The organism is Maribacter taeanensis (genome assembly GCF_047345145.1).
Taxonomy (GTDB): Bacteria; Bacteroidota; Bacteroidia; order Flavobacteriales; family Flavobacteriaceae; genus Maribacter_C.
The window spans coordinates 306,308-330,153 of record NZ_JBLFER010000004.1 but is presented as its reverse complement, the minus strand read 5'-3'; the positions used below and the strand labels follow the sequence as shown (position 1 = coordinate 330,153).

Annotated in this window: 22 protein-coding genes; 9 read left to right on the top strand and 13 right to left on the bottom strand. The window is 37.2% G+C overall.

All coding sequences use genetic code 11. From position 1 onward, the window contains the following. Positions 1 to 49: 49 nt before the first annotated feature. The 12 genes from ACKWCD_RS14740 to ACKWCD_RS14685 form a co-directional block, all read right to left on the bottom strand. A complete protein-coding gene (locus tag ACKWCD_RS14740; protein ID WP_413984717.1) occupies positions 50 to 5,353 on the bottom strand; it encodes an Ig-like domain-containing protein in 5,304 nt (1,767 codons plus the stop codon). Positions 5,354 to 5,718: 365 nt separating this feature from the next. After that, complete coding sequence (locus ACKWCD_RS14735) at positions 5,719 to 6,231, bottom strand: hypothetical protein (RefSeq protein ID WP_413984716.1); 513 nt, start codon at positions 6,229 to 6,231, stop codon at positions 5,719 to 5,721. Positions 6,232 to 6,309: 78 nt separating this feature from the next. After that, positions 6,310 to 7,074, bottom strand: coding sequence for a tryptophan synthase subunit alpha (gene trpA, locus ACKWCD_RS14730; RefSeq protein WP_413984715.1), 765 nt, complete (start codon positions 7,072 to 7,074; stop codon positions 6,310 to 6,312). A 56-nt stretch (positions 7,075 to 7,130) separates the two neighbouring features. Beyond that, positions 7,131 to 7,421, bottom strand: coding sequence for a GIY-YIG nuclease family protein (locus ACKWCD_RS14725; RefSeq protein WP_413984714.1), 291 nt, complete (start codon positions 7,419 to 7,421; stop codon positions 7,131 to 7,133). A gap of 37 nt (positions 7,422 to 7,458) precedes the next feature. Next, on the bottom strand, positions 7,459 to 8,643 hold the full coding sequence (trpB, locus tag ACKWCD_RS14720; RefSeq protein ID WP_413984713.1) for a tryptophan synthase subunit beta: 1,185 nt from the start codon (positions 8,641 to 8,643) through the stop codon (positions 7,459 to 7,461). 56 nt (positions 8,644 to 8,699) lie between these two features. Continuing rightward, positions 8,700 to 9,380: a phosphoribosylanthranilate isomerase gene (locus ACKWCD_RS14715; RefSeq protein WP_413984712.1), complete on the bottom strand. Its 681-nt coding sequence runs from the start codon at positions 9,378 to 9,380 to the stop codon at positions 8,700 to 8,702. Positions 9,381 to 9,383: 3 nt separating this feature from the next. Further along, positions 9,384 to 10,166, bottom strand: a complete 783-nt coding sequence (gene trpC, locus ACKWCD_RS14710) for an indole-3-glycerol phosphate synthase TrpC (protein WP_413984711.1) — start codon at positions 10,164 to 10,166, stop codon at positions 9,384 to 9,386. Positions 10,167 to 10,286: 120 nt separating this feature from the next. Continuing rightward, positions 10,287 to 11,282 carry an anthranilate phosphoribosyltransferase gene (trpD, locus tag ACKWCD_RS14705; protein ID WP_413984710.1) on the bottom strand — a complete coding sequence of 332 codons (996 nt, stop codon included), beginning with the start codon at positions 11,280 to 11,282 and terminating at the stop codon, positions 10,287 to 10,289. 122 nt (positions 11,283 to 11,404) lie between these two features. Next, a complete protein-coding gene (locus tag ACKWCD_RS14700; protein WP_413984709.1) occupies positions 11,405 to 11,968 on the bottom strand; it encodes an anthranilate synthase component II in 564 nt (187 codons plus the stop codon). A 1-nt stretch (position 11,969) separates the two neighbouring features. Next, positions 11,970 to 13,367: an anthranilate synthase component I family protein gene (locus ACKWCD_RS14695; protein WP_413984708.1), complete on the bottom strand. Its 1,398-nt coding sequence runs from the start codon at positions 13,365 to 13,367 to the stop codon at positions 11,970 to 11,972. Positions 13,368 to 13,616: 249 nt separating this feature from the next. Then, entirely contained in the window at positions 13,617 to 14,192 is a 576-nt protein-coding gene (locus ACKWCD_RS14690) for a YceI family protein (protein WP_413984707.1), read from the bottom strand. 64 nt (positions 14,193 to 14,256) lie between these two features. After that, positions 14,257 to 14,703: a MarR family winged helix-turn-helix transcriptional regulator gene (locus tag ACKWCD_RS14685; protein ID WP_413984706.1), complete on the bottom strand. Its 447-nt coding sequence runs from the start codon at positions 14,701 to 14,703 to the stop codon at positions 14,257 to 14,259. Positions 14,704 to 14,906: 203 nt separating this feature from the next. On the opposite strand from ACKWCD_RS14685, the gene ACKWCD_RS14680 reads away from it, so the two are divergent. Then, on the top strand, positions 14,907 to 15,218 hold the full coding sequence (locus ACKWCD_RS14680) for a rhodanese-like domain-containing protein (protein WP_413984705.1): 312 nt from the start codon (positions 14,907 to 14,909) through the stop codon (positions 15,216 to 15,218). A 16-nt stretch (positions 15,219 to 15,234) separates the two neighbouring features. On the opposite strand, the gene ACKWCD_RS14675 is transcribed toward ACKWCD_RS14680, so the two are convergent. After that, the gene (locus ACKWCD_RS14675) at positions 15,235 to 16,098 is read right to left on the bottom strand and encodes a peroxiredoxin family protein (protein WP_413984704.1); all 864 of its coding nucleotides are present in this window, start codon (positions 16,096 to 16,098) and stop codon (positions 15,235 to 15,237) included. 61 nt (positions 16,099 to 16,159) lie between these two features. On the opposite strand from ACKWCD_RS14675, the gene ACKWCD_RS14670 reads away from it, so the two are divergent. The 8 genes from ACKWCD_RS14670 to ACKWCD_RS14635 all read left to right on the top strand — a co-directional run bounded on the left by ACKWCD_RS14670 (position 16,160) and on the right by ACKWCD_RS14635 (position 23,812). After that, on the top strand, positions 16,160 to 17,443 hold the full coding sequence (locus tag ACKWCD_RS14670) for a DUF2851 family protein (protein ID WP_413984703.1): 1,284 nt from the start codon (positions 16,160 to 16,162) through the stop codon (positions 17,441 to 17,443). A 9-nt stretch (positions 17,444 to 17,452) separates the two neighbouring features. After that, positions 17,453 to 17,680 (top strand): PspC domain-containing protein, encoded by a 228-nt coding sequence (locus ACKWCD_RS14665; RefSeq protein ID WP_138658920.1) that lies wholly within the window; start codon positions 17,453 to 17,455, stop codon positions 17,678 to 17,680. A gap of 2 nt (positions 17,681 to 17,682) precedes the next feature. Then, positions 17,683 to 18,690 carry a potassium channel family protein gene (locus ACKWCD_RS14660; RefSeq protein ID WP_413984702.1) on the top strand — a complete coding sequence of 336 codons (1,008 nt, stop codon included), beginning with the start codon at positions 17,683 to 17,685 and terminating at the stop codon, positions 18,688 to 18,690. An 88-nt stretch (positions 18,691 to 18,778) separates the two neighbouring features. Further along, positions 18,779 to 20,395 carry an alanine/glycine:cation symporter family protein gene (locus ACKWCD_RS14655; protein WP_413984701.1) on the top strand — a complete coding sequence of 539 codons (1,617 nt, stop codon included), beginning with the start codon at positions 18,779 to 18,781 and terminating at the stop codon, positions 20,393 to 20,395. A gap of 10 nt (positions 20,396 to 20,405) precedes the next feature. Beyond that, complete coding sequence (locus ACKWCD_RS14650; RefSeq protein WP_413984700.1) at positions 20,406 to 21,278, top strand: ComEA family DNA-binding protein; 873 nt, start codon at positions 20,406 to 20,408, stop codon at positions 21,276 to 21,278. 10 nt (positions 21,279 to 21,288) lie between these two features. After that, positions 21,289 to 22,458: an acyl-CoA dehydrogenase family protein gene (locus ACKWCD_RS14645; RefSeq protein WP_413984699.1), complete on the top strand. Its 1,170-nt coding sequence runs from the start codon at positions 21,289 to 21,291 to the stop codon at positions 22,456 to 22,458. Between the two features lie 117 nt (positions 22,459 to 22,575). Beyond that, entirely contained in the window at positions 22,576 to 22,770 is a 195-nt protein-coding gene (gene rpsU, locus ACKWCD_RS14640) for a 30S ribosomal protein S21 (RefSeq protein WP_138658915.1), read from the top strand. 148 nt (positions 22,771 to 22,918) lie between these two features. Further along, positions 22,919 to 23,812, top strand: a complete 894-nt coding sequence (locus tag ACKWCD_RS14635; protein WP_413984698.1) for a tyrosine-type recombinase/integrase — start codon at positions 22,919 to 22,921, stop codon at positions 23,810 to 23,812. The last annotated feature ends 34 nt before the right edge of the window (positions 23,813 to 23,846 follow it).

Below are 23,846 nucleotides of genomic sequence, written 5' to 3'. Positions count from 1 at the left end.
TGAAAAAAGAACCCACATGGTTCAATAGTGGGTGTCAGGCAACAACATCTTATCTTTTACTAAACTTTTTCGTTAATACCTCTTCATCTTTTATCAATTGCAATAGATATACGCCAGAAGGTAGTTGTGAAACATTAATTTGCTCGTTGAAAGTATCCGGATTAATCACCTTGCCAATTACTTGTCTACCGACATGATCAAAAATGCTCAACTGAATAAGACTTTCAGATTCATTGTTGAAGGAGCATTGAATGTTCAAAATGTTTCTAGTTGGTACGGGGCTCAAAATCAATTGTAAATCAGGCTCAACAAAAGATCCTAAACTTGGTGCAGTATTTGCCAGTAAAGGCGATAAAACAATTCCCGGAATAACTTCAGTAGGTAATGAACCATTTCCATCACTTGGTCTACGCCATGCTACCGCTAGATTATCACCAAAAGTACCTTCTTTCATTAGTGCTTCTATGTAATAGGTATCTCCTTGGGTTAGAACAATACCTTCTGATTTCTGTGAGGGGAACTTATCCCATTGCCTATTACTTGCATAAGCCTCATGACTGGCTATTCGAACCTTGTCTGCTGCATTTGAGCTAGTACTTAAGCTAATCTCAGAATGATTGTTACCTGCCACCCAGAAGTAGTAGACGCCTGTTTCAGGAGCACACAAATAACCGCTAACTCTTACCCCATAGTTGTTACCCATATTCTTGGGAATCTCAAAAAGAGACAATTCTGAAGTCGATGATGGATTCTCTGGATAATTAGCAGCGCTTGTTAAATCCGAAATCGCAATTCCTGATATATCATCATAACGCTCCATCAAAATACTACCACTAGCCGTGCAGGTGTTAGGAACCGTTGAAGTTACCTCAATGGTAGCCTGAGAAGTAAAACCACCATCATTGGTAGTTACCGTTATGGTAGCTGTACCTTCAGAGATGCCTGTTACCAATCCGTTTGTATCAACACTTGCAATAGCAGCATCACTAGAAGACCAACTTACAGATTGATCGCTAGCTCCAGAGGGAGCTATGGTAGGATTAAGCATAACCGTTTGGCTCTCACTAAGAGTTAGTGTAGTTGGCGATAAAGAAACGCCACTCACTGCAACCATGTCGGGTATGAAGGGTGATAATACATTTCCTGGTATAACCTGACTAGCCAAAGCACCATCTCCATCACTAGGTCTGCGCCAACCTATCGCTAGATTATCACCAAAAGTACCTTCTTTCATCAGGGCCTCTACATAATAACTATCACCTTGGGTTAGAGAAATACCTTGAGATTTCTGTGTTGTGAACTTGTCCCATTCTCTATTACCTGCCCAATTACTATGGTAAGCAATTCGAACCTTTGCTGCGGCATCTGAGCTTGTACTAAGGCTAAGCTCTGAACCATTATTACCAGCCACAAAGAAATAGTAGGTGCCTGTCTCAGGAGCACACAAATAACCACTGACTCGAACTCCGTAGTTATCACCTTGGTTTCTTTGAATCTCAAAACTAGAAAGCTCTGAAGTAAAAGAAGGATTGCCAGGGTAATTGGCTGCACTTGTTAAGTTAGACACTTCAATGCCTGATATGTCATCATAGCGCTGCATTAGAATTGTTCCACTTGCTGTGCATGTACTAGTATTGTCCGGAATGACTTCAATAGTAGCGGTAGAAGCGAAATTACCATCATTGGTAGTCACTGTTATTGTAGCTGTACCTGAAGCAATACCGGTTACCAACCCACTAGAATTAACTGTTGCAATAGTAGCATCACTTGATGACCAGGTTACTGATAGGTCAGTGGCATCAGAGGGTGATACTACAAAAGTTAATTGTTGATTATCTCCAACAGTTAAATCTGCCGTAGTAGGGTCAATATTTATTCCCGCAACTGAAATTGTACTTGCCTCCACGGTAATAAGCGAGGTTGCTGTAAAGTTTCCATCCGCAGTGCTCGCAGTAATTGTGGCTGTTCCTTGAGAAATTCCTGTTACTAAACCACCTGTAGTTACGGTAGCAATAGAAGTATCACTAGAAGACCAAGTTACCGAAGCATCATCTGCATTGGTAGGACTGACCACAGCAGTAAGCTGCTCAGAGTTGCCTTCAATCAGCGTTGCCGAATTAGGATTCACATTCACCCCTGTTACAGGAACAGGAAGCGCATTTACGGAAATAAGCGAAGTAGCCGTGAAATTACCATCAGTCGTAGTTACTGTTATAGTGGCTGTGCCCTCTGTAACAGCTGTTACCAATCCATTTGTATCTACAGCTGCAATTGAATCATCACTAGATGACCAGGTTACTGAATCGTCAGTTGCATTGCTGGGAGTTATTGTTGCAATAAGTTGTTGAGTATCTTCTTCAATTATAGTTGCTGAATTAGGAGAAACACTCACGTTTGTTACAGGAATCGATACATTTTCTATGATAACCAAGAATTGATTTGCTGAGGGGTTCAGAATTTCATCAACAATTCCCGAAGGCCAACGAACTATGATTTTATCAATTTGTGTGTTTACTCCAATACCGAAGTGCTGTGTAAATGAATTGACAAGACCATAACCCTCCCCTGAACGAACATCTCTTATTTGTATTCCCCAAGCGCCATAAACTTCTACTCTAGCACCAATACCATTTATATTGCTTTGCGTTCCCTTTAATTGAATGTTCAAGTAGTTATTTGAATTTCCTTCGTTTAACCAAATACGATCTCTAGTAGAACTAGGCGAATTTAATCCGTTCGCATATCCTGCATAAATATCTAAGAAACCATCATGATTAATATCACCAACGGAAAACGATTGAATCTGATTCGAGTTAAACGGATTTGACGCATTCTGAAATGTGCCATCACCATTATTATAAAAGATGTAATGATTGTCTCCAGAAACCATTAAATCGATATATCCGTCATTATTAAAGTCCTTGAAGAATCCTTGTATACCATAAAAATCTTGTGGTTGGAGGGTAGGCAAAAGTCCACTACCTGAAGTAACTTCAGTAAAGGTTCCATTACCATTATTTCGCATTAAATTAGGTCCTGTACCGTGATTAATTATGATAGCATCTAGGTCACCATCGTTATCAATATCCCCAAAATCAGAGAGCCAGGTTTGATCTCCAATTTTTAAGTTGGCTTGCTCTGCTACTTCAGTAAAATTATTATCACCATCATTCTGCCACAACATATTTATTCGACGAGGATCAGAGCTACTAGTTACTCCGCCACGACACTTAGAGATGTAAAGGTCAAGATCACCATCGTTATCATAATCCATCCACATACTGGCGTAATTTCCTGAATTATCACTAGATGGAGTTGTTGCAGTTCCAATTAGGCCTGCATTGAATGAAAAGGAGCCATTTTGATTATTTTGATAGGCCCTTGATTGGCCATCATCATGGCAAGCAAAAATGTCGGCCCAACCGTCATTATTGATATCTGCAAAATTGGCACCCTGTAAAAAAATATTTGAGTAAGGAAGAATTGATTGCGAGTACGAATTAGTTCCGTTGTTATTACTTATGATTTTCAAATTGTCATAAGCACCACCTGACATGATATCATTATATCCATTTTGGTCATAATCTGCGATGGCCGTACCCCATTGATTGTTAGAGCTAACTTGACCATGATTATAACTGGTAAACTGTTGGTCTGGGTCATTTTGATATTGAATACGAAGATTTTTTGCGGAGTTAAATTGAACGATATCGTCTTTTCCATCTCCGTTCATATCAATTACCCCCATGGGCAAACCGCTGTAGTTATTTTGGGCTAAAAGATCAGTGCCATCGGTAAAAGCAACTGTATTGGTTCCTGGGCTACTATTGTTTACAATAATGGTTGTAATTTCTTGATCTGAGAATTGTCCGTCATTAACAGTTAAGGTTGCTGTATACGAACCTGGATTCGTATACACATGACTTGCTGTTTCTCCTTGAGCAGTTGAATTGTCACCGAAGTTCCAAGAATAGGTTAAGGTATCTCCGTCAGCATCAGTTGAGGCAGAGGCATCAAAATTGACAATTAATGGCGCAGGTCCATTATCGATTGAAGCTGAAAAGGCTGCTAATGGGGGTGATGTTGTTGCCGGAGTAAGGCTATTTATCCAATCCGCTATTAATTGAACACCCTCTGCATCTACTACATCTTTGGAAATCGGAGGCATTTCAATTCCTGTCTGGGTAGAATTCATCCTAAAATGTCCCATAGAATTTGAAACATCCTGTGGAATAATAACCTTAGGATTATTCAAGCCTTCGTCATAAATAACATCTCCATAAATAATATTTTGGTTTTCTATAGGAGTAGAATAGCGCGCATCAAACATAGCAATATTGCTCACTTGCGGATTATGACAACTTGCACAATTCACATCAAGATACGTTCGGGCCCTATCTTCAATGGATGCCGTTAAATCATTTTTTGCCGCTACAGCCGGATAGTTGCTAACATTACTATTGGTTATGTTTTGGGTAAGAATGCCCAGCTCACTAAGGTTTACCAGTTGATTCATTTCGATGCCAGAACTAGGATAAACTATTGATTTATTTAGGTTTCTAGTTTTCGGACCGAGAACACTTCCATTTTGAGGAAAGTGACAAGAGGCACATTCATTTCTACTAGGATAGTGCCAAGACTGGGTTACTCCATTGACAACAACATCTTCATCAACAGAATCGTTTAGAAGAGTCGCGTCCGTCTGTTCAGCGTTCCATTTATAAGTAAGATAGTAGTAAACATCGTCATCACCTTTTACTTCAAAGCGTGTTTCAAGACGTTTACCTGGGAATTCAAAATGTTTAATAAGAACAGTTCCTCTTGGAAAATCCCAAGCTTCATCGGTTAAAGTAATTTGCTCGTCAGGCGTATTATGAGTACCATCATTTGGTATGACCATCCATCGCTTTTTTGTGGCACCATCAGACCAAAATGGTTCGATCATGTCATATGGAATAAGACCTGGACTTGGAGTTAAAGAACCGAGGTTTGAGAAAGCCCCGGTTTGCGACAATAAAGAGGGAACATTGTTATTACCGTTTGGTGTAGTAGTCGGTAAATTTCCATTTAAAAATTTTGCAATAGTTACTGCATCTATAGCCGGCATAAAAATATTTCTTGCTGAGCTTCGATTCTTTTTTGGAACATTAGCATTGGCGTCGAAGGTTCCAATCTTATTTAATTTATGATCAGTATCATTGATTAAAAATGCTCCAGAAGCTAATTTTTCATGATCTGATACTGCTAAAAGTTGGTAATCAGAGCTTGGCGAATTTTGAGTTGTATTAAAATATAGAACCCCTATAGTTGTAATCGCTAGAAAAAGGGCAACAAGGTACTGCTTGTTTATCATTTTGGTTTGGTATTAATGATAAGCAAGGTTGAATTACAAAAGCAGACTTGGGGTTTTGACTAAATGTCAAATTCTGTTTTTAGAATGTAAAGCTGGTAAAGCTAGGAAAGGGTATTATTTTCTTATACTATTTGATTTAATGGTCAATTTATACAGCAATATCGTCAAACCTTTGTTGTAAGCCTCTAAATAAGTGGAAATTTTCGGTAAGTAGCTTTATTAATAGATGTATGGCGGAAGCTAAGTCTCTGATAATGAATATTCCTACAGAGTCTTAAAGTCAATAAATTTAGATCATATATTTGAAGAGTTTGTTATCAAAAAAAGTCATTTAAAGCCTTTTTTGTTTTTTGGAAAGAATTCAATTAAAAACTATACCCAAATCCAAAGTAGGCCCATTCGGCGATCCCAACACCGGTTCTAAATACAAAGCCTTTTTCTGTTTGCTTTCGATATCCAATTGATACAGATGGGTAGAATGTACTCTCATCGGAAGAACCGAAAGGGTTAGAAGCACTAACTATATTTTTGGTATCCATAAAATAGCCTAGGCCCAAACCAACTTCAAAGTGATTTTTACCTTGTCCTGTAAGTGCTGTTACGCCAACGCCGAAAAGATTACCAGTTGCCCCGTTCGAGCCACTAAAATCAATTCCAAAATTCCCACCTGCTTTGGCGGTCAAGTAATACGATTTGAAAAATCCATTTTCCGATTGTTTTAAAAGTCGGTCATAGGAAATATGACCTGAATTTAGAGCAATTGCAGTTCCCAGGGAACCATGAATTACATTTTTTGGAGCTTCAACAACCGAATTATTTTGAGAGAACGTGTCTACTGATAAAAGAACGAGTAAAATAAACAGAGAATTTTTTTTCATTGTCAATTTTTAAGAATTATAGATAGAACAGCTCAAACCTATAAATCCCTTCTTTTTAGTGATAAAATTATATAAGTATTAACTTTTGATACTCTTTACAAAGCTGCTAATCCCTGCTACTCCCTTAGCAGTCAAATGCTTAATAAAAGCAGAACCAATAATAGCTCCTTTTGCATTTTTTGTAGCTGCTTGGAAGGTTTCAGCATCTTTAATTCCGAAACCGACGATTTGTGTTTTTTTTAAATTCATGTTGGCGATACGTTCGAAGTACTCCGTTTGTGTATCTCCAAATCCAGATTTAGAACCTGTAACGCTTGCAGAGCTTACCATATAGATAAATCCGTCCGAGGCAGCATCGATTTGGTGAATGCGTTCATCACTAGTCTGTGGCGTAATCAAGAACACATTGATAAGTCCGTATTTTTTGAAAATGGCTTCATACTCTACTTGATAGACATCTAAAGGTAAATCAGGCATGATAATTCCATCGATGCCAATTTCATGACATTTTTTACAGAAATCCTCAACTCCATATTGCAGCATCGGATTGAAATATCCCATGACAATTAACGGGATAGAAACTGTTTTTCGAATGTCTTTTAATTGTTCAAAAAGCTTTTCAGTGGTCATTCCATTTTTCAATGCGGCAGTAGAGCTATCTTGAATGGTTGGTCCGTCAGCCAAGGGGTCACTAAAGGGCAAACCGATTTCAATCATATCGACTCCATTTTTTTCTAGGTCTTGAATGATTTGAACGGTATCATTTAAGGCTGGATATCCAGCGGTGAAGTATATGGAGAGGAGTTTTTTATCCTCTTGCAATTTTTGGTTTATTCTGTTCATAATGCCTTGTCATTCCCGCGAAGGCGGGAATCTGTTTAATATATTCTAAATGTTTTTTAATCTCCTAACATCCAAGAAAGGTCTTCCCAATCTGGATTCATATCGTTTATTAGGTTCTCTTTCCATTGTCGCCTCCAACCTTTTATTAGTTTTTCTCTTTTAATAGCGTTATTCACATATTGAGTTTTTTCAAAATAGACTAGTTTGTAGGTACTATACTTTTTTGTGAACCCTTTATTATTTTTTGATTGATGTTGTTCTAGTCTTAATTTCAGATTATTTGTCATTCCTACATACAACACCGTATGGTTTTTGTTGGTTACTATGTAGATGTAATACTGTTTCATTTCATAAGCATTCTACTTGCTTCGCGGGAATGACAAATTATTTTAACCCAAAATAATCAATATAGGTTTGTAAATCCTTATCCCCACGTCCAGACAAACTAATCACCACGACATCATCTGCTTTGAATTTCTTATGGTCAAATATGGCAAATGCATGTCCGGTTTCTATGGCTGGAATGATTCCTTCCAATTGCGAAAGTTCTAGCCCTGCAGTCATGGCTTCGTCATCAGTGGCGGAATAGAATTCCGCTCTTCCAGATTTATGTAAGTGCGAGTGCATTGGCCCCACACCGGGATAATCCAATCCTGCGGAGATAGAATAGGGTTCTGTAATTTGTCCGTCTTTAGTTTGCATTAACATGGTTTTGCAACCGTGAATAATTCCAACTTTTCCCAAAGCAGAAGTTGCTGCGCTTTCGCCCGTGTCTACTCCTTTTCCAGCGGCTTCAACGGCAATAATGCCCACTTCTTCTTCATCTAAGAAATGATAATACGTTCCTGCGGCGTTACTTCCTCCACCTATACAGGCAACCACATAATCAGGATTCTCACGCCCTTCTTTTTCTTTCAATTGCCATTTGATTTCTTCGGAAATAACTGATTGAAAACGAGTCACCATATCCGGGTAGGGGTGTGGCCCAATTGCGGAACCAATAATGTAATGCGTATCTACTGGATTATTTATCCAATCACGAATCGCTTCGTTGGTGGCATCTTTTAGGGTTCTACTTCCAGATAAAGCTGGTCGCACTTCAGCGCCTAACATCTTCATTCGCGCTACATTGGGTGCTTGCCGAGCAATATCGATTTCGCCCATATATACGATACAGTCCATACCCATCAAAGCACAAACGGTTGCTGTGGCCACACCGTGTTGACCCGCCCCTGTTTCCGCAATGATTCTGGTTTTACCCAATTTTTGAGCCATTAGAATTTGACCAATGGTATTGTTGACTTTATGCGCTCCGGTATGATTTAAATCTTCTCGCTTGAGATAAATTTTACATCCGTGTTTTTCGGAAAGTCGTTTCGCAAAGTAAAGTGGCGAAGGACGACCTACATAATCTTTCAGAAGCTGATGAAATTCCTGTTGAAAGGATTCTTCATACATGATTTCCAAATACTTTTGGCGTAATTCTTCTACATTCGGATAGAGCATTTCAGGAATAAATGCTCCCCCAAATTCTCCGTAATATCCTTTTTCGTCTGCGTGGTATTTCATAGTTAATAGTTGTTAGTAGCCAGTAATTAGTTTAAAGTATTTGTACTTAATACTAATTATTTTTTACTCAATACTTTTTTAAATTTCTTCAATTTTTCAATATTCTTTAACCCGGGTTCTTTCTCAAATTTACTGTTCACATCGATGACATGACAGTACTGAGCTTCAGGTCTTTTCATAAATTCTTTGATAGACTCGATTTCTTCTAAACCAATGCCACCACTTAGAAAATAGGGTTTGGTAGAAGGGTAATCTTTCAATACTTCCCAATTAAAGGCATAGCCATTGCCACCGGGTAGTTTCCCTTTAGTATCAAATAAATAGAAATCGCAAACATCTTCGAAGTGCTTCAATTGACCAAAATCGAAATCATCTTTCATTGAAAATACTTTAATGATTTTGATATGGGGAATTTGAGTTTTTAACTGGTCGCAAAAAGCTGGACTTTCCTGACCATGCAATTGCACCATTAACAAATCATATTTTTTTACTTTCTCCGCGATAATCACAATTCGCTCGTCAACAAATACACCAACTTTTTTAACCCCATGTGGAATAGAAGGCAAATCTCCTTCAAAAAAACGCTTCGAAGGTTCCCAAAAAATAAACCCCAAAAAATCAGGTCGTAAAGCGGCAACCTCCGTGGTATTTCTATTCATACCACAGACTTTGAGTTTTAGCTCAGCCAAATTTTTGGTGATAGGCATTTCGTCTTTATTGGTATAATAATAGTCCATTTGCTATGCTAATTTCTGAATGAATTCGGATGCACTTTTCCCAGGATTATCTGTCTTCATAAAATTCTCTCCGATTAAAAACCCTTGATAGCCATACTGCTTCAAATCTTGTATCGCCTCAATTGAACTGATGCCGCTTTCAGAGACTTTTACAAAATCATCAGGAATCAATTTTGACAATGTTTTGCTCGTTTCCAAACTCACTTCGAAAGTCTTTAGGTTTCGATTATTCACACCCAACATGTCTAAACTAGGCATTATAGATTTATGCAACTCTTCTTCATTGTGGACTTCAAGCAACACATCTAGACCTAGACTTTTTGCCAATTCGGAAAAGGTCTCGATTTCTTCTCTGGATAAAACCGCGGCGATAAGTAAAATCACATCCGCTCCATGAGCTTTCGCTTCTAGGATTTGATATTCATCAATGATAAATTCTTTGCGCAGTAAAGGCATAGCAACCGACGCTCTTGCCAACTGTAAATCTTCCAATGAGCCCCCAAAATACTTAATGTCCGTCAAAACACTCATACCGCAGACTCCTGCTTTTTGATAGCCTTTTGCTACCAAGCCAACATTGGTGTCTTGATTGATAGTTCCTTTAGATGGAGACCGTCTTTTGTGTTCTGCGATGATTCCTGTTTGACTATTTCGCAATGCACTGGCCAAAGAGAAGGTTTCTCTATTAAACAACACGGAAGCCTCCAATTGTTTTATTGGAATAAGCGATTTTTTCAAATCTACCTCCTTGTATTTGTCTGCTATTATTTTAGCGAGTATATCCATATGTAATAATCTCTACTTTCTTTAATCTATTCGTCTTTGCAAGGCACGAAACAATCTGTTACTTAGAAACACAAAACAAGCGGATTACTTCGTCGCGAAAAGGCTCCTCGTAAAGACGAATTAGTTTCTACTTAGTTCCTGTAATTTTTTTAAAGCTTTCAATCCATTTCCACTTAACAAAGACTCCTTCGCCTTTTCAAATCCGTTTTTCAAACTGCTGTTTTTAACTGTTGAAATTGCAACTCCTGCATTAGCGCAGACTACATTATTCTGTGCCTCAGTTCCTTTTCCTTGCAAGACGTTCATAAAAATTTGAGCAGATTCTTCAATGCTATCTCCACCTACAATTTCAGATTGCTTGATGGACGGAACTCCAAAATCAGAAGGTGTAATCATTCCTTCGGAATTGTTGGAAATTGTTTTTGTATTTCCCGTCAAGGATATTTCATCATAACCATCTAAGGCGTGCAGTACTGTAAAATTCTTATCTGTGTTTTGGTAAAGATAGCCGTACATACGAGCCAATTCTAGGTTAAAAACACCAACCATCTGGTTCTTCGGAAAAGCCGGATTAACCATCGGCCCCAACATATTGAAAAAGGTTTTTACCCCTAACTCTCGTCGGATGGGGGCCACATTTTTCATCGCTGGGTGGAATAGGGGAGCGTGCAAAACGCAGATTCCCGCTTCATCAATAGACTTCTCTAAAAAGCCGGCTTCGTTGCTGAATTTAATACCCAAAAACTCCATCACATTACTACTTCCGCATTTTGAAGAAACTCCGTAATTCCCATGTTTGGTTACTTTCACTCCCGCACCGGCAGTTACAAATGAAGCCAAAGTCGAAATATTAAAAGTGTCTTTTCCATCACCGCCCGTACCGCACAAATCAATAGGATTGTATGCCGATAAATCGATTGCCAAACACAATTCTAAAAGCGCATCACGAAAGCCTTCCAACTCTTCGATGGTAATGCTACGCATCATATAAACCGTCAAAAAGGCGGCAATTTGACTGGTATTGTAATCACCTTTTGCAATATTGACCAATATCTGTTTGGCATCTTCTTTTGAGAGTATGTCGTGGTTGATTAGTTTGTTTAAAGTCTGTTTCATATGTCCCCACCCCAGCCCTCCCCAGAGGGGAGGGAGTAGGCTTTTTTTGTTAGTATTACTTTTTCAAAATTATATTTTTTAGTCTCCCTCCCCTGGAGGAGTTAGGGGAGGACTTTCTTAAATTAGTGTTTCAACCAATTTTCTAAAATCTTTTTCCCTTCAGGAGTCAAAACCGACTCTGGGTGAAATTGCACCGCGCAAACATCATATTCTTTGTGCCTTAGCGACATAACCTGTCCGTTTTCGTCAAATGAAGTGGCTTCCAAAACTTCTGGAAGTTCCGGATTTACAACCCATGAATGATATCTGCCTACTTCGATTTCTTTTGGCATTCCTTCAAACAAAATATCATCTTTTACAATGTTTATTTTCGTTGCAATACCGTGATATACTTCATCTAAATTTATCAATGAACCACCAAATACTTCTCCGATAGCTTGTTGTCCTAAGCAGACACCAAAAATACTTTTGGTTGGTGCATATCTTGTGATAATCTCTTTTAGAAGTCCTGCTTCATCAGGAATTCCGGGTCCGGGGGAGAGTACTATTTTGTCGAAAGCATCAACTTCATCTAAAGTCAATTGGTCGTTTCGTTTTACAATTACCTCACAATCTAAATCCTCTAAATAATGGACTAGATTATAAGTGAAACTATCGTAGTTATCTATAACTAATATCTTCTTCATCTTAAATCGTTTCAGCAATTTCTAAGGCTTTTGTCAAAGCGCCCAGTTTGTTATAGGTTTCTTGTAATTCGTCTTCGGCATCTGAAGCGGCAACCAAACCTGCGCCAGCTTGGTAATGCAATTCATGGTTTTTGCTGAGGAAGGTTCGAATCATAATCGCGTGATTGAAATTTCCTTTGAAATCCATAAAACCTATAGCTCCGCCATAATAGCCGCGACTTGTTTTTTCATATTTTTCAATGAGCTGCATCGCCATATGTTTTGGTGCACCGCTTAAAGTTCCAGCAGGGAAAGTATCTGCGACCACTTTCATGGTGGGAATGTCTTTTTTCTTTTTTCCAGTAACTTTCGAAACCAAGTGGATTACGTGAGAAAAGAATTGTACTTCTCGGTAATTGGTTACTTCGACCATACTTCCGTTTCGACTTAAATCGTTTCTGGCTAAGTCTACCAGCATAACATGCTCGCTATTTTCTTTGTCATCTTCTGTCAATTGTTTGGCTAGGATGGCATCTTGTTCATCGTTTCCAGTTCGCTTGAAAGTCCCGGCGATAGGGTGGATTTCTGCTATTCCCTCTTTCACGATGAGTTGTGCTTCTGGAGAACTTCCGAAGATTTTAAAATCTCCGTAATCAAAATAAAATAAATACGGCGACGGATTTACAGAACGCAATGCCCGATATACGTTAAATTCATCCCCCTTAAAGCCTTGTGAAAACCTGCGGGAAAGAACAAGTTGAAAAACATCCCCACGTTGGCAATGTTTCTTAGCAAGGGCTACATGTTCTTTGAATTCTTCATCTTTTAAATTGGAAGTAGCATTTCCATCTAAAGAAAAATTATAGGAAGCAAAATTCTTGACATTCAGAATCTGCTCGATTTCGGGAACATTGTTTTCGGTTTCAAAGCAGTTAGCAAAAATGTAGGCCTCATTCTTAAAATGATTGATGGCAATGATATTCTGGTAAACCGCATAATAGATATCTGGAATCTCAACGGAATTCTCTTTCTTAGAAAGCTTTACGTCTTCATAATACCGGACTGCGTTGTAAGACATATAGCCGAAGAGTCCGTTGTCAATGAATTTAAAATCACTTTTTCCGCTATCAAATCGTTGACTGAAATTGTGAATGATATCAACTACATTGGTTTGCTCCTCAACCTGAATTTCATTTGAAGAACCATCAGGAAATTGCTGCGTTATGATTTCATTTTCCACTTTTATTGAAGCAATAGGGTTGCAACAGATATAGGAAAAACTATTATCATTCGCATGGTAGTCGCTACTTTCAAGAAGAATACTATTTGGAAAACGGTCTCTGATTTTGAGGTAAACGCTAACCGGAGTAATGGTATCCGCTAAGATTTTCCTGTAATGTGATTGTAATTGGTATTTCATCTGATTCTATAAAATGAGTAAGGCTTGTCGTGATGACAAGCCTTATATAGTTTTACTACAATGATGCTTAGCTCACGATATCTGTCGAGAGTTAGACCACCACCAAGTATTTGTATTATTTATTTTCATTGGTTCAAATATAGAAATCATTTTTATAAACACCAATATGGTTTAGAATAAAAACAAAAAAACCTGCACTCGTTAAAAAGTGCAGGCCGCTTAACTGTGAGGTTAAGTCTACTAAATATCTTAAAATTCTAAATCTACTACCAAGTCGAACTCGTCATATATTGCTTTATCAGCAGCGGCACCAAATAGGGTAGAGCCGTATTTTACATCGTAATTTGTTCTGTCTACTTTTAAAGTTGCAGTTGCCTTGCTTCCGTAAACCGATACGTTAAAGGTAATAGACTTTGTGATACCTTTAATTGTCAAATCTCCGGTAACATCATAAGAGTTTTTACCCGTTGCTTTTACCGAGGTAAATTTTAAGGTAGAAGAGGTGTGATTAGCTGTGTCAAAGAAATCAGCTGAATTTAAATGTCCGTCTAATTTTCCTTTTGAATCGCCTTCCAAATCTTCGGTGTTAATCGTTCCCATATCAACAGTGAATTCTCCACCGGTTAATTTTCCCTCATCGAACATCAAGGCACCAGATTTCAAAGCGATACTTCCGTAGTGAGAGCCTGTTACTTTATAGGCTTTCCAAGTCACTTTACTAGTTTCTGTGTTTACTTCTTTCTTTTCTTCTGCTATAGGCTCTGTTGCTGTTGCTGTAAAGCCAAATACCAATGCAAATGCTAAACTTAATACTCCTTTTTTCATGATAAATGTAATTTAAATTCTTTCCTGCTTGAGCAGGAATCTGTTAATAATTAATGTTCTTATTTTAAAATTTGTTGAACAATATGTTCAGTTGTTCCAGTTCTTTTTTAGAGAGATTTTTTAGAATTTTCGTTTGTACCTCTTTCATTGAAGCATCCATTTTTTCTAATTCTTTTTTTCCCCGGGATGTTATATTGATTTCAACCTTTCTTCGATTTGACGGACAGACTATTCTATTCACGAACCCTTTTAAAATCAATTTGTCAACCAACCGCGTTGTATTACTCATCTTTGTAACCATTCTTCCATTCAATGTTGAAAGATTGGCAGGTTTTCCATTTTGTCCTCTCAAAATGCGAAGCACATTGAATTGTTGCAACGAAACGTCAAAAGGTTTTAAAACACCTGAAATAGCTTCATTTATTTTGTTGTTAACTAACATAAAATGAATAATTGTTCTGCTCTCAAGCGGAATTTCTTTATCTGTCTTTATGGTTTGTTCAACATTCATGTCATTACAACAATTGTATATACAAATGTATGTTGATTTTTCATTCTCACCAAATAGGAAACACACAATTTTTTGTTAAAAAAAGATGAGATTAAATTGGTATGGAAATTGTATTTTTGAAATAGAAAATAACAATAATATTCCAGCCGGAGTTTATCTGAGCGATGACGAAGGGCGGGAAAGAAATTAAACAGTATTCAGCTATGGCAGATTTATCACAAGAGGAATGGGTAGCACAATTGCAGAACGATGACAACGCGGTTATATTAGACGTGCGCACTGAGGATGAGGTGGCCGAAGGTCATATACCGCAGATGACCAATATAGATATACACCTAGGGCAAGGTTTTTTAGACGAACTAGAAAAATTGGATAAGTCAAAAAACTATTATGTGTATTGTCGTTCAGGCGGTAGAAGTGGTCAGGCTTGTGCTATTATGAACAGCGTTGGCTTTGAAAATGCTTATAACCTCGAGGGTGGTTTTATGAATTGGGAAGGTGAAGTAGCTGAGTAGTATTCCGTTGTAGTACTTAAATAGAAATTAATTCTTTTATAACCTTCAAGAAGGTTTCTGGTTCTGGCCGCACCCGATAGTTATCGGTTAAATCTGCGAAAATGATTTCTCCTTCTTTGTTCGTAATAACAACTGTTGGCATTACGGTATCACTGTCGTAGCCTAAAACCTGAAATCCGGCTGGTATTCCGTTCTCCGCCAAAATACCAAGTTGTTTAGCGACTTTGTTTTTACGGTCTACTAGAAAATTGAAGTTCAGTTTGAACTTGTTAACTAGCTTCTTGGTTTGGGTATGAGGTTGCGGACTAATCAAAACCGTATTCACACCTAGTTTTTCCAATTCTTCATATTGTGCAGCGATTTCTTTTATCTGCGCCATGCATAAAGGGCACCAGTTTCCTCTGTAAAAAAGAAAAATGCTTGGGTCTCCATGAAATGAAGAAGCTGAAACAGATTTCTTATCATAATTTTCTAGCTGGAATTCTGGTAGTTGATTTCCTATTTGTAGAATATCATTTGTTCTATCCTTAAATACGGAATACCATTTTAGATATACTATCCATCCGAGAGCTAAAACTAGGCTTGGAACTATGGTATAAATATGCACTCCTGAGATAAAGGAATAAAATAGGCTGATGAAAACGCCTAGAACGATTCCCACGGAATATGGAAACAAGTTCTTATCGGTTCTTGCCCTTGGTTTAAGAAACAAACCGGCAAAAAATGTGACAATAGTTGCTGATATGAATACCATTCCAAGAGTTCCCAAGGAAAAATCCTGCTTGAAAAATTCAACTATTCCATAAGTAAGAACTAATAACCCAGTAAATGGAAAAACAGAGATAAATAAGGACCGTAAAACACTTTCGAGGGATTTCATCTAAACAGCTTAATTTAAAAAGTAGACTTTTTCTTACATTTATATTTTAACTATAAATGCAATGCGCGAAGACCTTCTTCACTTTATCTGGAAATACAAAAAACTGCAACTTACAGATTTGCTGACTACTAATAACCAGTCTGTCGTTATAATTGATGTGGGTTTACATAACCATTTGGCTGGTCCTGATTTTTTTAATGCAAAAGTTAATATCGACAGCCAACTTTGGGCTGGTAATGTGGAAATTCATATAAAGTCATCAGACTGGTATTTGCATCGACATGAAGAAGATTCCAATTATGACAACGTCATTTTACATGTAGTTTGGGAGGATGATGCTTCCGTTTTTCGAAAGGATGGTTCGGAAATACCAACCTTAGAACTGAAGAATTACATTCCTTCAAAATTATTATCCGCTTACCAAAACCTCTTTGACAAAAAGCAAAAGACTTTTATCAACTGTGAAAAGGATATTGCTCAAGTAGGTAGCTTCATATTCCAAAATTGGCTGGAGCGCTTATATTTTGAAAGGCTAGAACGAAAATCTGAATTCGTTTTATCTCTTTTAAAGGATTCAAAAAATGATTGGGAACAGGTTTTATTTTCACTTTTATTAAAGAATTTCGGACTCAAAATTAATGGGGATGCATTTTTAAGTCTAGCCGGTGCTTTAGATTTTTCTATAGTTCGAAAATTACAATCTGATGTTCTACAATTGGAAAGTGTTTTCTTCGGAATGACGCATTTACTGAAAGATGAAACAGTTTTAGATGCCTACTACATTCAATTGATGAAGGAGTATCAATATTTAAAAAGCAAATTTGATTTAGCGGATGATGGTGTTATCAAGCCAGAATTTTTTAAACTTCGTCCACTTAATTTTCCAACAATCCGTCTTTCTCAATTGGCGAATCTATACGCTTCCCATCAAAATTTATTTGATAAAGTTATTCATGCAAACTCACTGGGAGAGTTGTATTCGCTCTTTGATGTTTTTGCAAGTACCTATTGGGATAACCATTTTACCTTTGCGAAACCTTCCAAAAAAAGCACAAAAAAACTAACGAAGAAGTTTATTGATTTACTTATAATTAATTCCGTTCTTCCCATGAAATTTTGCCATGCAAAGCAACTGGGTAAAGACACTAATGAATCTATTATCAGTATTATCTCCGAGATTAAAAAGGAAGATAATTCCATCATTTCCAACTTCAAAAACCAAGGAGTTACCACCAAAAATGCTAAGGATACTCAGGCCATTCTTCAACTATACAATGAATACTGTACCAAGAATAAGTGCTTGGAATGCGTCGTCGGTAATACCTTATTACAAGGAAATGATTAATTTTAGCTTGTGAATTTGTTCTATACGCTATTATATTACTTTCAAAAGCGCGGTTTTGAAGTTTGTCGCCGAATTGCCGAGCGTTTAGGTATTCGTGCACGAGTGGTCAGAACATCATTTATTTATCTTACGTTTGTAACCATTGGTTTTGGTTTTGCGCTTTATTTGTTTTTAGCTTTTTGGTTAAAAATCAAAGACCTTATTTATACCAAAAGAACTTCTGTTTTTGACCTATAAAAATGATTAAACTTTCTCGGTCTAAAATTTACCTCGCCATAATTTTGCTTCATGCAGTTGTGTTAATTGGTGTTTTAGGGTATCGATTTTTGGCAGATTATACATGGACCGATGCGCTTTATATGACGGTCATCACTATGGCTACCGTTGGTTTTAAGGAAGTCCAACCCTTAGACGACACAGCTAAAATTTTTACCGTATTTTTAATTTTAGCCAGCGTTTTTATCCTTGGTTTTGCAATTACAGTATTAACCGAATACCTTTTAGGAAGAAATTCCCTTCAACTTTTAAAAAAGAAAAGAGTGAAAAACAAAATCAAAAGTTTATCCAATCACATTGTAGTCTGTGGATACGGTCGAAACGGAATGCAGGCTGCAGAACGTTTAAATGCTTACAACAGACCTTTTGTGGTAATTGAAAAGAATAGAGAAGTTGTTGAGAAGTATGAAAATGAAGTTTGGTTTATAGAAGGGGATGCCAGTGATGACGACGTTTTGAAAGAAGCGGGCATTGACAAAGCGCAATATCTTATTGCAGCAATGCCAGATGACGCTGCCAATTTGTTTGTGGTGCTTTCTGCGAGACAATTGAATCAAAAGCTTTTTATTATAAGTCGAGCTTCCTTAGCTACATCACAAAAGAAGCTTCTCTTGGCAGGTGCAAATAAAGTTATCATGCCCGATAAAATAGGGGGAGACCATATGGCTTCTTTAGTGGTAATGCCTGATTTAATCACTTTTATGGACAAGCTTTCTATAGAAGGTGAGCATACTACGAACCTAGAAGAAGTGGCCATTGAAGATTTTGCAGACCAGATGGATTGTAATTCAATTCGCGATTTAGACCTCAGACAAAAAACTGGATGTACAATCATCGGCTACATTGCTCCTGACGGAGATTATATTATTAATCCGGAAGCCGATTTAGAGCTTCAACCCAAGAGCAAAGTAATTGTTCTCGGAAGACCCGAGCAGATTAAGAAACTGAACGAGATGTTTCACATCGACTAAGTTAATTTAACCTCAATGCTTGATTGTGTTGCTTATTTTTAAGATATTGCTTGCCAACAAACTTTAAACTAAAACCAAAATTCTAATTATGAAGTCTAAACTTCTTACCATTTTCACCTTGTTTTTGCCGTTATTAACGTTTGCTCAGGAGCAAGAAGTCGGTTTAGACCAAAAAATAGACCAGGCTTTTCAGCCAATTTCAGATTTCTTTTCAGCCGTAATATTTTTTACAATCCCGATAGCGGGATACGATGTTCCCTTTGTTTTAATATTATTGGTGGCCAGTGCGCTGTTTTTTACAATTTATTTTGGATTTCCAAATATTAGATATTTTGGGAAAGCAATTAATACAGTAAGAGGAAAGTATGATGCTGTTGAAGCTCCCGACGGTCATGGAATAGAGAAAACTGATTTGGCAATCGATGGAGATATCCCTGATACAATACGAGATGAAAGCGAAGAAGGGGAGGTTACCCATTTTCAAGCTTTGGCTACTGCAGTTTCAGGAACCGTAGGTAACGGAAATATCGCAGGTGTTGCATTAGCAATTGCTCTTGGTGGACCTGGTGCCACTTTTTGGATGATAATCTGTGGATTACTGGGTATGTCAACAAAATTTGTGGAATGTACGCTTGGTGTTCAATATAGAGATGTAGGAGAAGATGGTACGGTTTACGGTGGTCCGATGTACTACATAAGTAAAGGATTAAAAGAAAGAGGATTTACCATGGTTGGTAAAATCGCTGCTGTAATTTTTGCAATTTTCTGTATCGGAGGTTCTTTTGGTGGTGGTAATGCTGCACAGTCGAATCAAGCTACTATTGTAATAAAAGATTTGATGGGCTTAGATAGCACAAGTGCTGGTGCAATTATAGGCCTAGTTTTAGCTATCTTAGTAGGAATTATTATCATTGGAGGTATAAAAAGAATTGCATCGGTAACCGAAAAGGTAGTTCCCTTTATGGCTTTGATGTATTTGATAGCGTGTTTGTATATCATCTTCAGTAACTTCTCTTTCATTGATGATGCATTCGGTTTGATTATTTCAGAAGCATTTAATCCAACCGCGATGGGCGTAGGTAGTGTAATAGGTGTTTTGTTAGTTGGGTTTAAGCGTGCTGCATTTTCGAATGAAGCAGGTGCGGGTTCCGCTTCGATTGCGCACTCTGCAGTTAAAACAAAATATTCCGCCTCTGAAGGTATGGTAGCTTTGTTAGAGCCTTTTATTGATACCGTAGTTATATGTACAATGACTGCCTTAGTAATAATCATTTTTAACTTCGGAGGAGCTTTCGAATATGGTGGAGATGGCAGTGGTTCTGTTTTAATTGATGGGGTTGCTTACGAAGGCGCGGGAATAACCTCTGTAGCATTCGCAGAATATATTCCTTATTCAGATGTCTTTTTAACCATTGCGGTGGTCTTATTTGCAGTTTCAACAATGATTTCGTGGTCATACTACGGATTGCAATCTTGGAAGTATTTATTCGGAAGAGGTAAAGTAATGGATATGGTCTATAAATTATTGTTTTGCACCTTTATCGTAATTGGGGCAGCAGCAAGTATGAATTCCATTTGGGCTTTTTCAGATGCAATGATTTTCGCCATGGTCTTCCCAAACATGGTAGGCTTGTTCTTCCTATTTCCAGTAGTTAAAAAGCAACTGACAAGATATTTAGAAGCTATAAAAATGACGCAGTCATAAATTTTTTTAAATGAGTTACAAATCCCACTTCAAGTTCAATAAACAAGAACGAAGTGGGATTTTCTTTTTGCTCCTTATTATAATACTTCTTCAAATAGGATATTTTGTTTTCCGTTCTTTTCCTATGGAAAAATCTGTAGCTTCTTTTTCTGCGGATATGCAACTGCAAGCTCAAATAGATGTTTTAAAGGAGAATGCTTTACGGAAGGATTCAATTAAAATATATCCCTTCAATCCAAATTTTATAACAGATTACAAAGGATATACTTTGGGAATGTCTGTAGAAGAAATCGATAGGCTACATGCTTTTCGCGCAAGAGATGAATATGTAAATACACCGGAAGATTTTCAGAAAGTAACTCAAGTTTCAGATTCTTTATTAAAGACAATTGCTCCATATTTTAAATTTCCTGATTGGACAAAAAAGCGGAGGCAGTACGCGACAAAAAATAATAACCAGGCCAAGTCTAAGAAACAGGCATTCGAAATTAAAGATTTAAATGTTGTATCCGCAGAGGAACTAAAAGCAATCAACGGAATTGGCGAAAAGCTATCTGCAAGAATAATCAAATTTCGAGATAGATTAGGAGGGTTTTTAGTAGATGAACAATTGTATGATGTGTATGGACTTGAACCGGAGGTAGTTGAGCGCACCTTAAAACGATTTAAAGTGTTAAATCCTCCACAAATAGAAAAAATTAACATTAATACTGCTTCTGTTGAAATGTTAACGAAATTGATATATCTGCAAAGAAAAGTTGCCAATAATATAGTAAGCTATCGGGATTCTGAGGGAAGTATAGATTCTTTTGCGGAATTGTCAAAAATTGAAGATTTTCCCACAGAAAAGATTGATAGAATAGCTTTATATTTGTCTCTATAAAAAGATTGCTATGCAGAGTATGTACTTCACCGAAGAACATCAATTATTTAGAGAAAGCCTTAAAGAATTTTTAAAAAAAGAAGTTTCCCCACATATCGAAAAATGGGAAGAGACTGGTACCATTGAGCGCTTCATTTGGGAGAAATTTGGCGAGATGGGGTATTTTGGCTTAGCAACTCCAGAAGCCGATGGTGGATTGGAGTTGGATTTGTTTTATACGGTAATTCTCTTGGAAGAACTACAAAAAATAAATTCCGGTGGTTTTGCTGCTGCTATTTGGGCACATGTCTATTTGGCAATGACCCATTTAAATAAAAACGCTGGCGAGAAGTTACGCAAAGAATATCTTGAGCCTAGCGTTGCAGGTGAAAAAATTGGTTGTCTAGGCGTAAGCGAACCTTTTGGTGGAAGTGATGTTGCTGGAATGCGAACCACTGCAGTTAAAAAGGGTAATTCATACATTCTTAACGGTTCTAAAACTTTCATCACGAACGGAGTTTACTGTGACTACATGATTGTCGCGGCAAAGACAGAACCGTCCGCAGGAAATAAAGGCATAAGTATTTTTGTAGTAGACAGAAAAAGCAAGGGCGTTTCTGCGAATAAGTTGAATAAGTTAGGTTGGAGAGCTTCTGACACTGCTGAGTTGGCATTTGATAATGTTGAGGTTCCAGCAGCAAATATGCTTGGAGAAGAACATAAGGGTTTTACCTATATTATGGAGGCATTTTCATTAGAACGTTTGATTATGGGTATTAATGCTCATGCTCGTGCAGAATACGCTATAGAATATGCTTTGCAGTATATGTCAGAGCGAGAAACTTTTGGAAAGACTATAAATCAATATCAGGCGTTACGTCATCGTATAGTTGATTTATATGCGGATATGGATATGTGTCGTCAATACAATTATGCCGTAACGAGCGCTCTAGATAAAGGAGAATATGTCGTTAAAGAAGCTACTATTTCAAAACTTCGTTCCACAAAAATGGCAGATGAGGTGGCTTATGAATGTTTACAATTCTTAGGCGGTTATGGTTATATAGAAGATTACCCGATGGCTCGATTATTTCGAGACAGCCGCTTAGGGCCAATAGGAGGAGGTACTTCAGAAATACTTCGCGAAATCATAGCTAAAATTGTAATTGATAAAAAGGAGTATAAAGCTCCTAAAAATTAGTTTTAGTAAATTCAGAAATAGTTTTTAAGATATTTATACATATATGGTTGCGAGTTGAAATATAGTTTCTATATTTGCAGCCTTAATTTAATCACTAAAGAAAGGAGGTTGTAGCCCATGTTAATAATACCAATTAAAGAAGGAGAAAACATCGATAGAGCTTTAAAGCGCTTCAAGCGAAAGTTCGATAAAACAGGTACAATGCGTCAATTGCGTAAGCGACAAGCATTCACAAAACCTTCAGTAGCTCGCAGAGCTCAGATTCAAAAAGCACAATACATTCAAGGTTTAAGAGATCAAGAAGAAATATAACCTTCTGACATTCTTAATTCAAGATATTTAAATCCCGCGAATAGCGGGATTTTTTTTGTTATATCATTTTTTGCGCCATTCCCGGGAAGGCGGGAATCTGTTTAAGTGATTACAAAGTTTTTAAGCCAAACTTTCCTAACTTTGATATATGTCATCACTCGAATCTTTCATTTCCTATTTATCTTTAGAAAAGAATTACTCGGCTCATACGGTAAAGGCATATCAAAGGGATATTGAGGAGTTTACTTCTTTTTGTGAGGTAGAGTATGATGTCAGTAAAATAGATGCTATTGATTACTCTATAATTCGTAGTTGGATAGTTTCATTAGTTAATGCATCCATTTCAAATCGAACCATAAATCGCAAGGTTGCTTCTTTAAAAGCCTTCTATCGTTTTTTACAAAGAATAGAAAAGATTGTTTCGAATCCCTTAGCAAAGCATAAGGCATTAAAAACTTCTAAGAAGATCGAGGTTCCTTTTTCTGAATTGGAGATGGAAAATGTATTACAGCAAATTGTTTTTGAAGATGATTTTGAAGGACGTCGCGACAAGTTGATGATTGAGCTTCTGTATACAACAGGAATCCGTAGAGCAGAGTTAATCAATCTTAAGCAGACAGATATAGATTTGAGTAGAAATACAATTCTAGTTTTAGGTAAAAGAAACAAAGAACGTATTGTTCCACTTTTGCCTTCAACAAAAGAATTGTTTTATGGGTATTTCGATGAACGGAATAACTTGGAGAAGATATTCGATGAACCGTTTATTTTCTTGTCAAAAGCTGGGGTTAAAATCTACGAAACGCTTGTCTACAGAGTAATAAATAAGTACCTTAGTGAAGTGTCATCTAAAGTAAAAAAGAGCCCCCATATTTTGAGGCACACCTTTGCCACACATCTGCTTAACAAAGGTGCGGATTTGAATTCGGTTAAAGAATTGTTGGGTCATTCTAGTTTAGCATCTACGCAAGTTTATACTCATAATAGTATAGCTGAACTAAAGAAGGTTCATTTGGCAGCTCATCCAAGAAGTAAAAAATAAATTTTCTTCTTTATTCTATTTGTTTAACTTTTAA

Coding starts and splice junctions, on each gene's coding strand:
- ACKWCD_RS14740 (WP_413984717.1), bottom strand. CDS start 5,353: ATGATAAACAAGCAGTACCTTGTTGCCCTTTTTCTAGCGATTACAACT.
- ACKWCD_RS14735 (WP_413984716.1), bottom strand. CDS start 6,231: ATGAAAAAAAATTCTCTGTTTATTTTACTCGTTCTTTTATCAGTAGAC.
- trpA (WP_413984715.1), bottom strand. CDS start 7,074: ATGAACAGAATAAACCAAAAATTGCAAGAGGATAAAAAACTCCTCTCC.
- ACKWCD_RS14725 (WP_413984714.1), bottom strand. CDS start 7,421: ATGAAACAGTATTACATCTACATAGTAACCAACAAAAACCATACGGTG.
- trpB (WP_413984713.1), bottom strand. CDS start 8,643: ATGAAATACCACGCAGACGAAAAAGGATATTACGGAGAATTTGGGGGA.
- ACKWCD_RS14715 (WP_413984712.1), bottom strand. CDS start 9,380: ATGGACTATTATTATACCAATAAAGACGAAATGCCTATCACCAAAAAT.
- trpC (WP_413984711.1), bottom strand. CDS start 10,166: ATGGATATACTCGCTAAAATAATAGCAGACAAATACAAGGAGGTAGAT.
- trpD (WP_413984710.1), bottom strand. CDS start 11,282: ATGAAACAGACTTTAAACAAACTAATCAACCACGACATACTCTCAAAA.
- ACKWCD_RS14700 (WP_413984709.1), bottom strand. CDS start 11,968: ATGAAGAAGATATTAGTTATAGATAACTACGATAGTTTCACTTATAAT.
- ACKWCD_RS14695 (WP_413984708.1), bottom strand. CDS start 13,367: ATGAAATACCAATTACAATCACATTACAGGAAAATCTTAGCGGATACC.
- ACKWCD_RS14690 (WP_413984707.1), bottom strand. CDS start 14,192: ATGAAAAAAGGAGTATTAAGTTTAGCATTTGCATTGGTATTTGGCTTT.
- ACKWCD_RS14685 (WP_413984706.1), bottom strand. CDS start 14,703: ATGAATGTTGAACAAACCATAAAGACAGATAAAGAAATTCCGCTTGAG.
- ACKWCD_RS14680 (WP_413984705.1), top strand. CDS start 14,907: ATGGCAGATTTATCACAAGAGGAATGGGTAGCACAATTGCAGAACGAT.
- ACKWCD_RS14675 (WP_413984704.1), bottom strand. CDS start 16,098: ATGAAATCCCTCGAAAGTGTTTTACGGTCCTTATTTATCTCTGTTTTT.
- ACKWCD_RS14670 (WP_413984703.1), top strand. CDS start 16,160: ATGCGCGAAGACCTTCTTCACTTTATCTGGAAATACAAAAAACTGCAA.
- ACKWCD_RS14660 (WP_413984702.1), top strand. CDS start 17,683: ATGATTAAACTTTCTCGGTCTAAAATTTACCTCGCCATAATTTTGCTT.
- ACKWCD_RS14655 (WP_413984701.1), top strand. CDS start 18,779: ATGAAGTCTAAACTTCTTACCATTTTCACCTTGTTTTTGCCGTTATTA.
- ACKWCD_RS14650 (WP_413984700.1), top strand. CDS start 20,406: ATGAGTTACAAATCCCACTTCAAGTTCAATAAACAAGAACGAAGTGGG.
- ACKWCD_RS14645 (WP_413984699.1), top strand. CDS start 21,289: ATGCAGAGTATGTACTTCACCGAAGAACATCAATTATTTAGAGAAAGC.
- rpsU (WP_138658915.1), top strand. CDS start 22,576: ATGTTAATAATACCAATTAAAGAAGGAGAAAACATCGATAGAGCTTTA.
- ACKWCD_RS14635 (WP_413984698.1), top strand. CDS start 22,919: ATGTCATCACTCGAATCTTTCATTTCCTATTTATCTTTAGAAAAGAAT.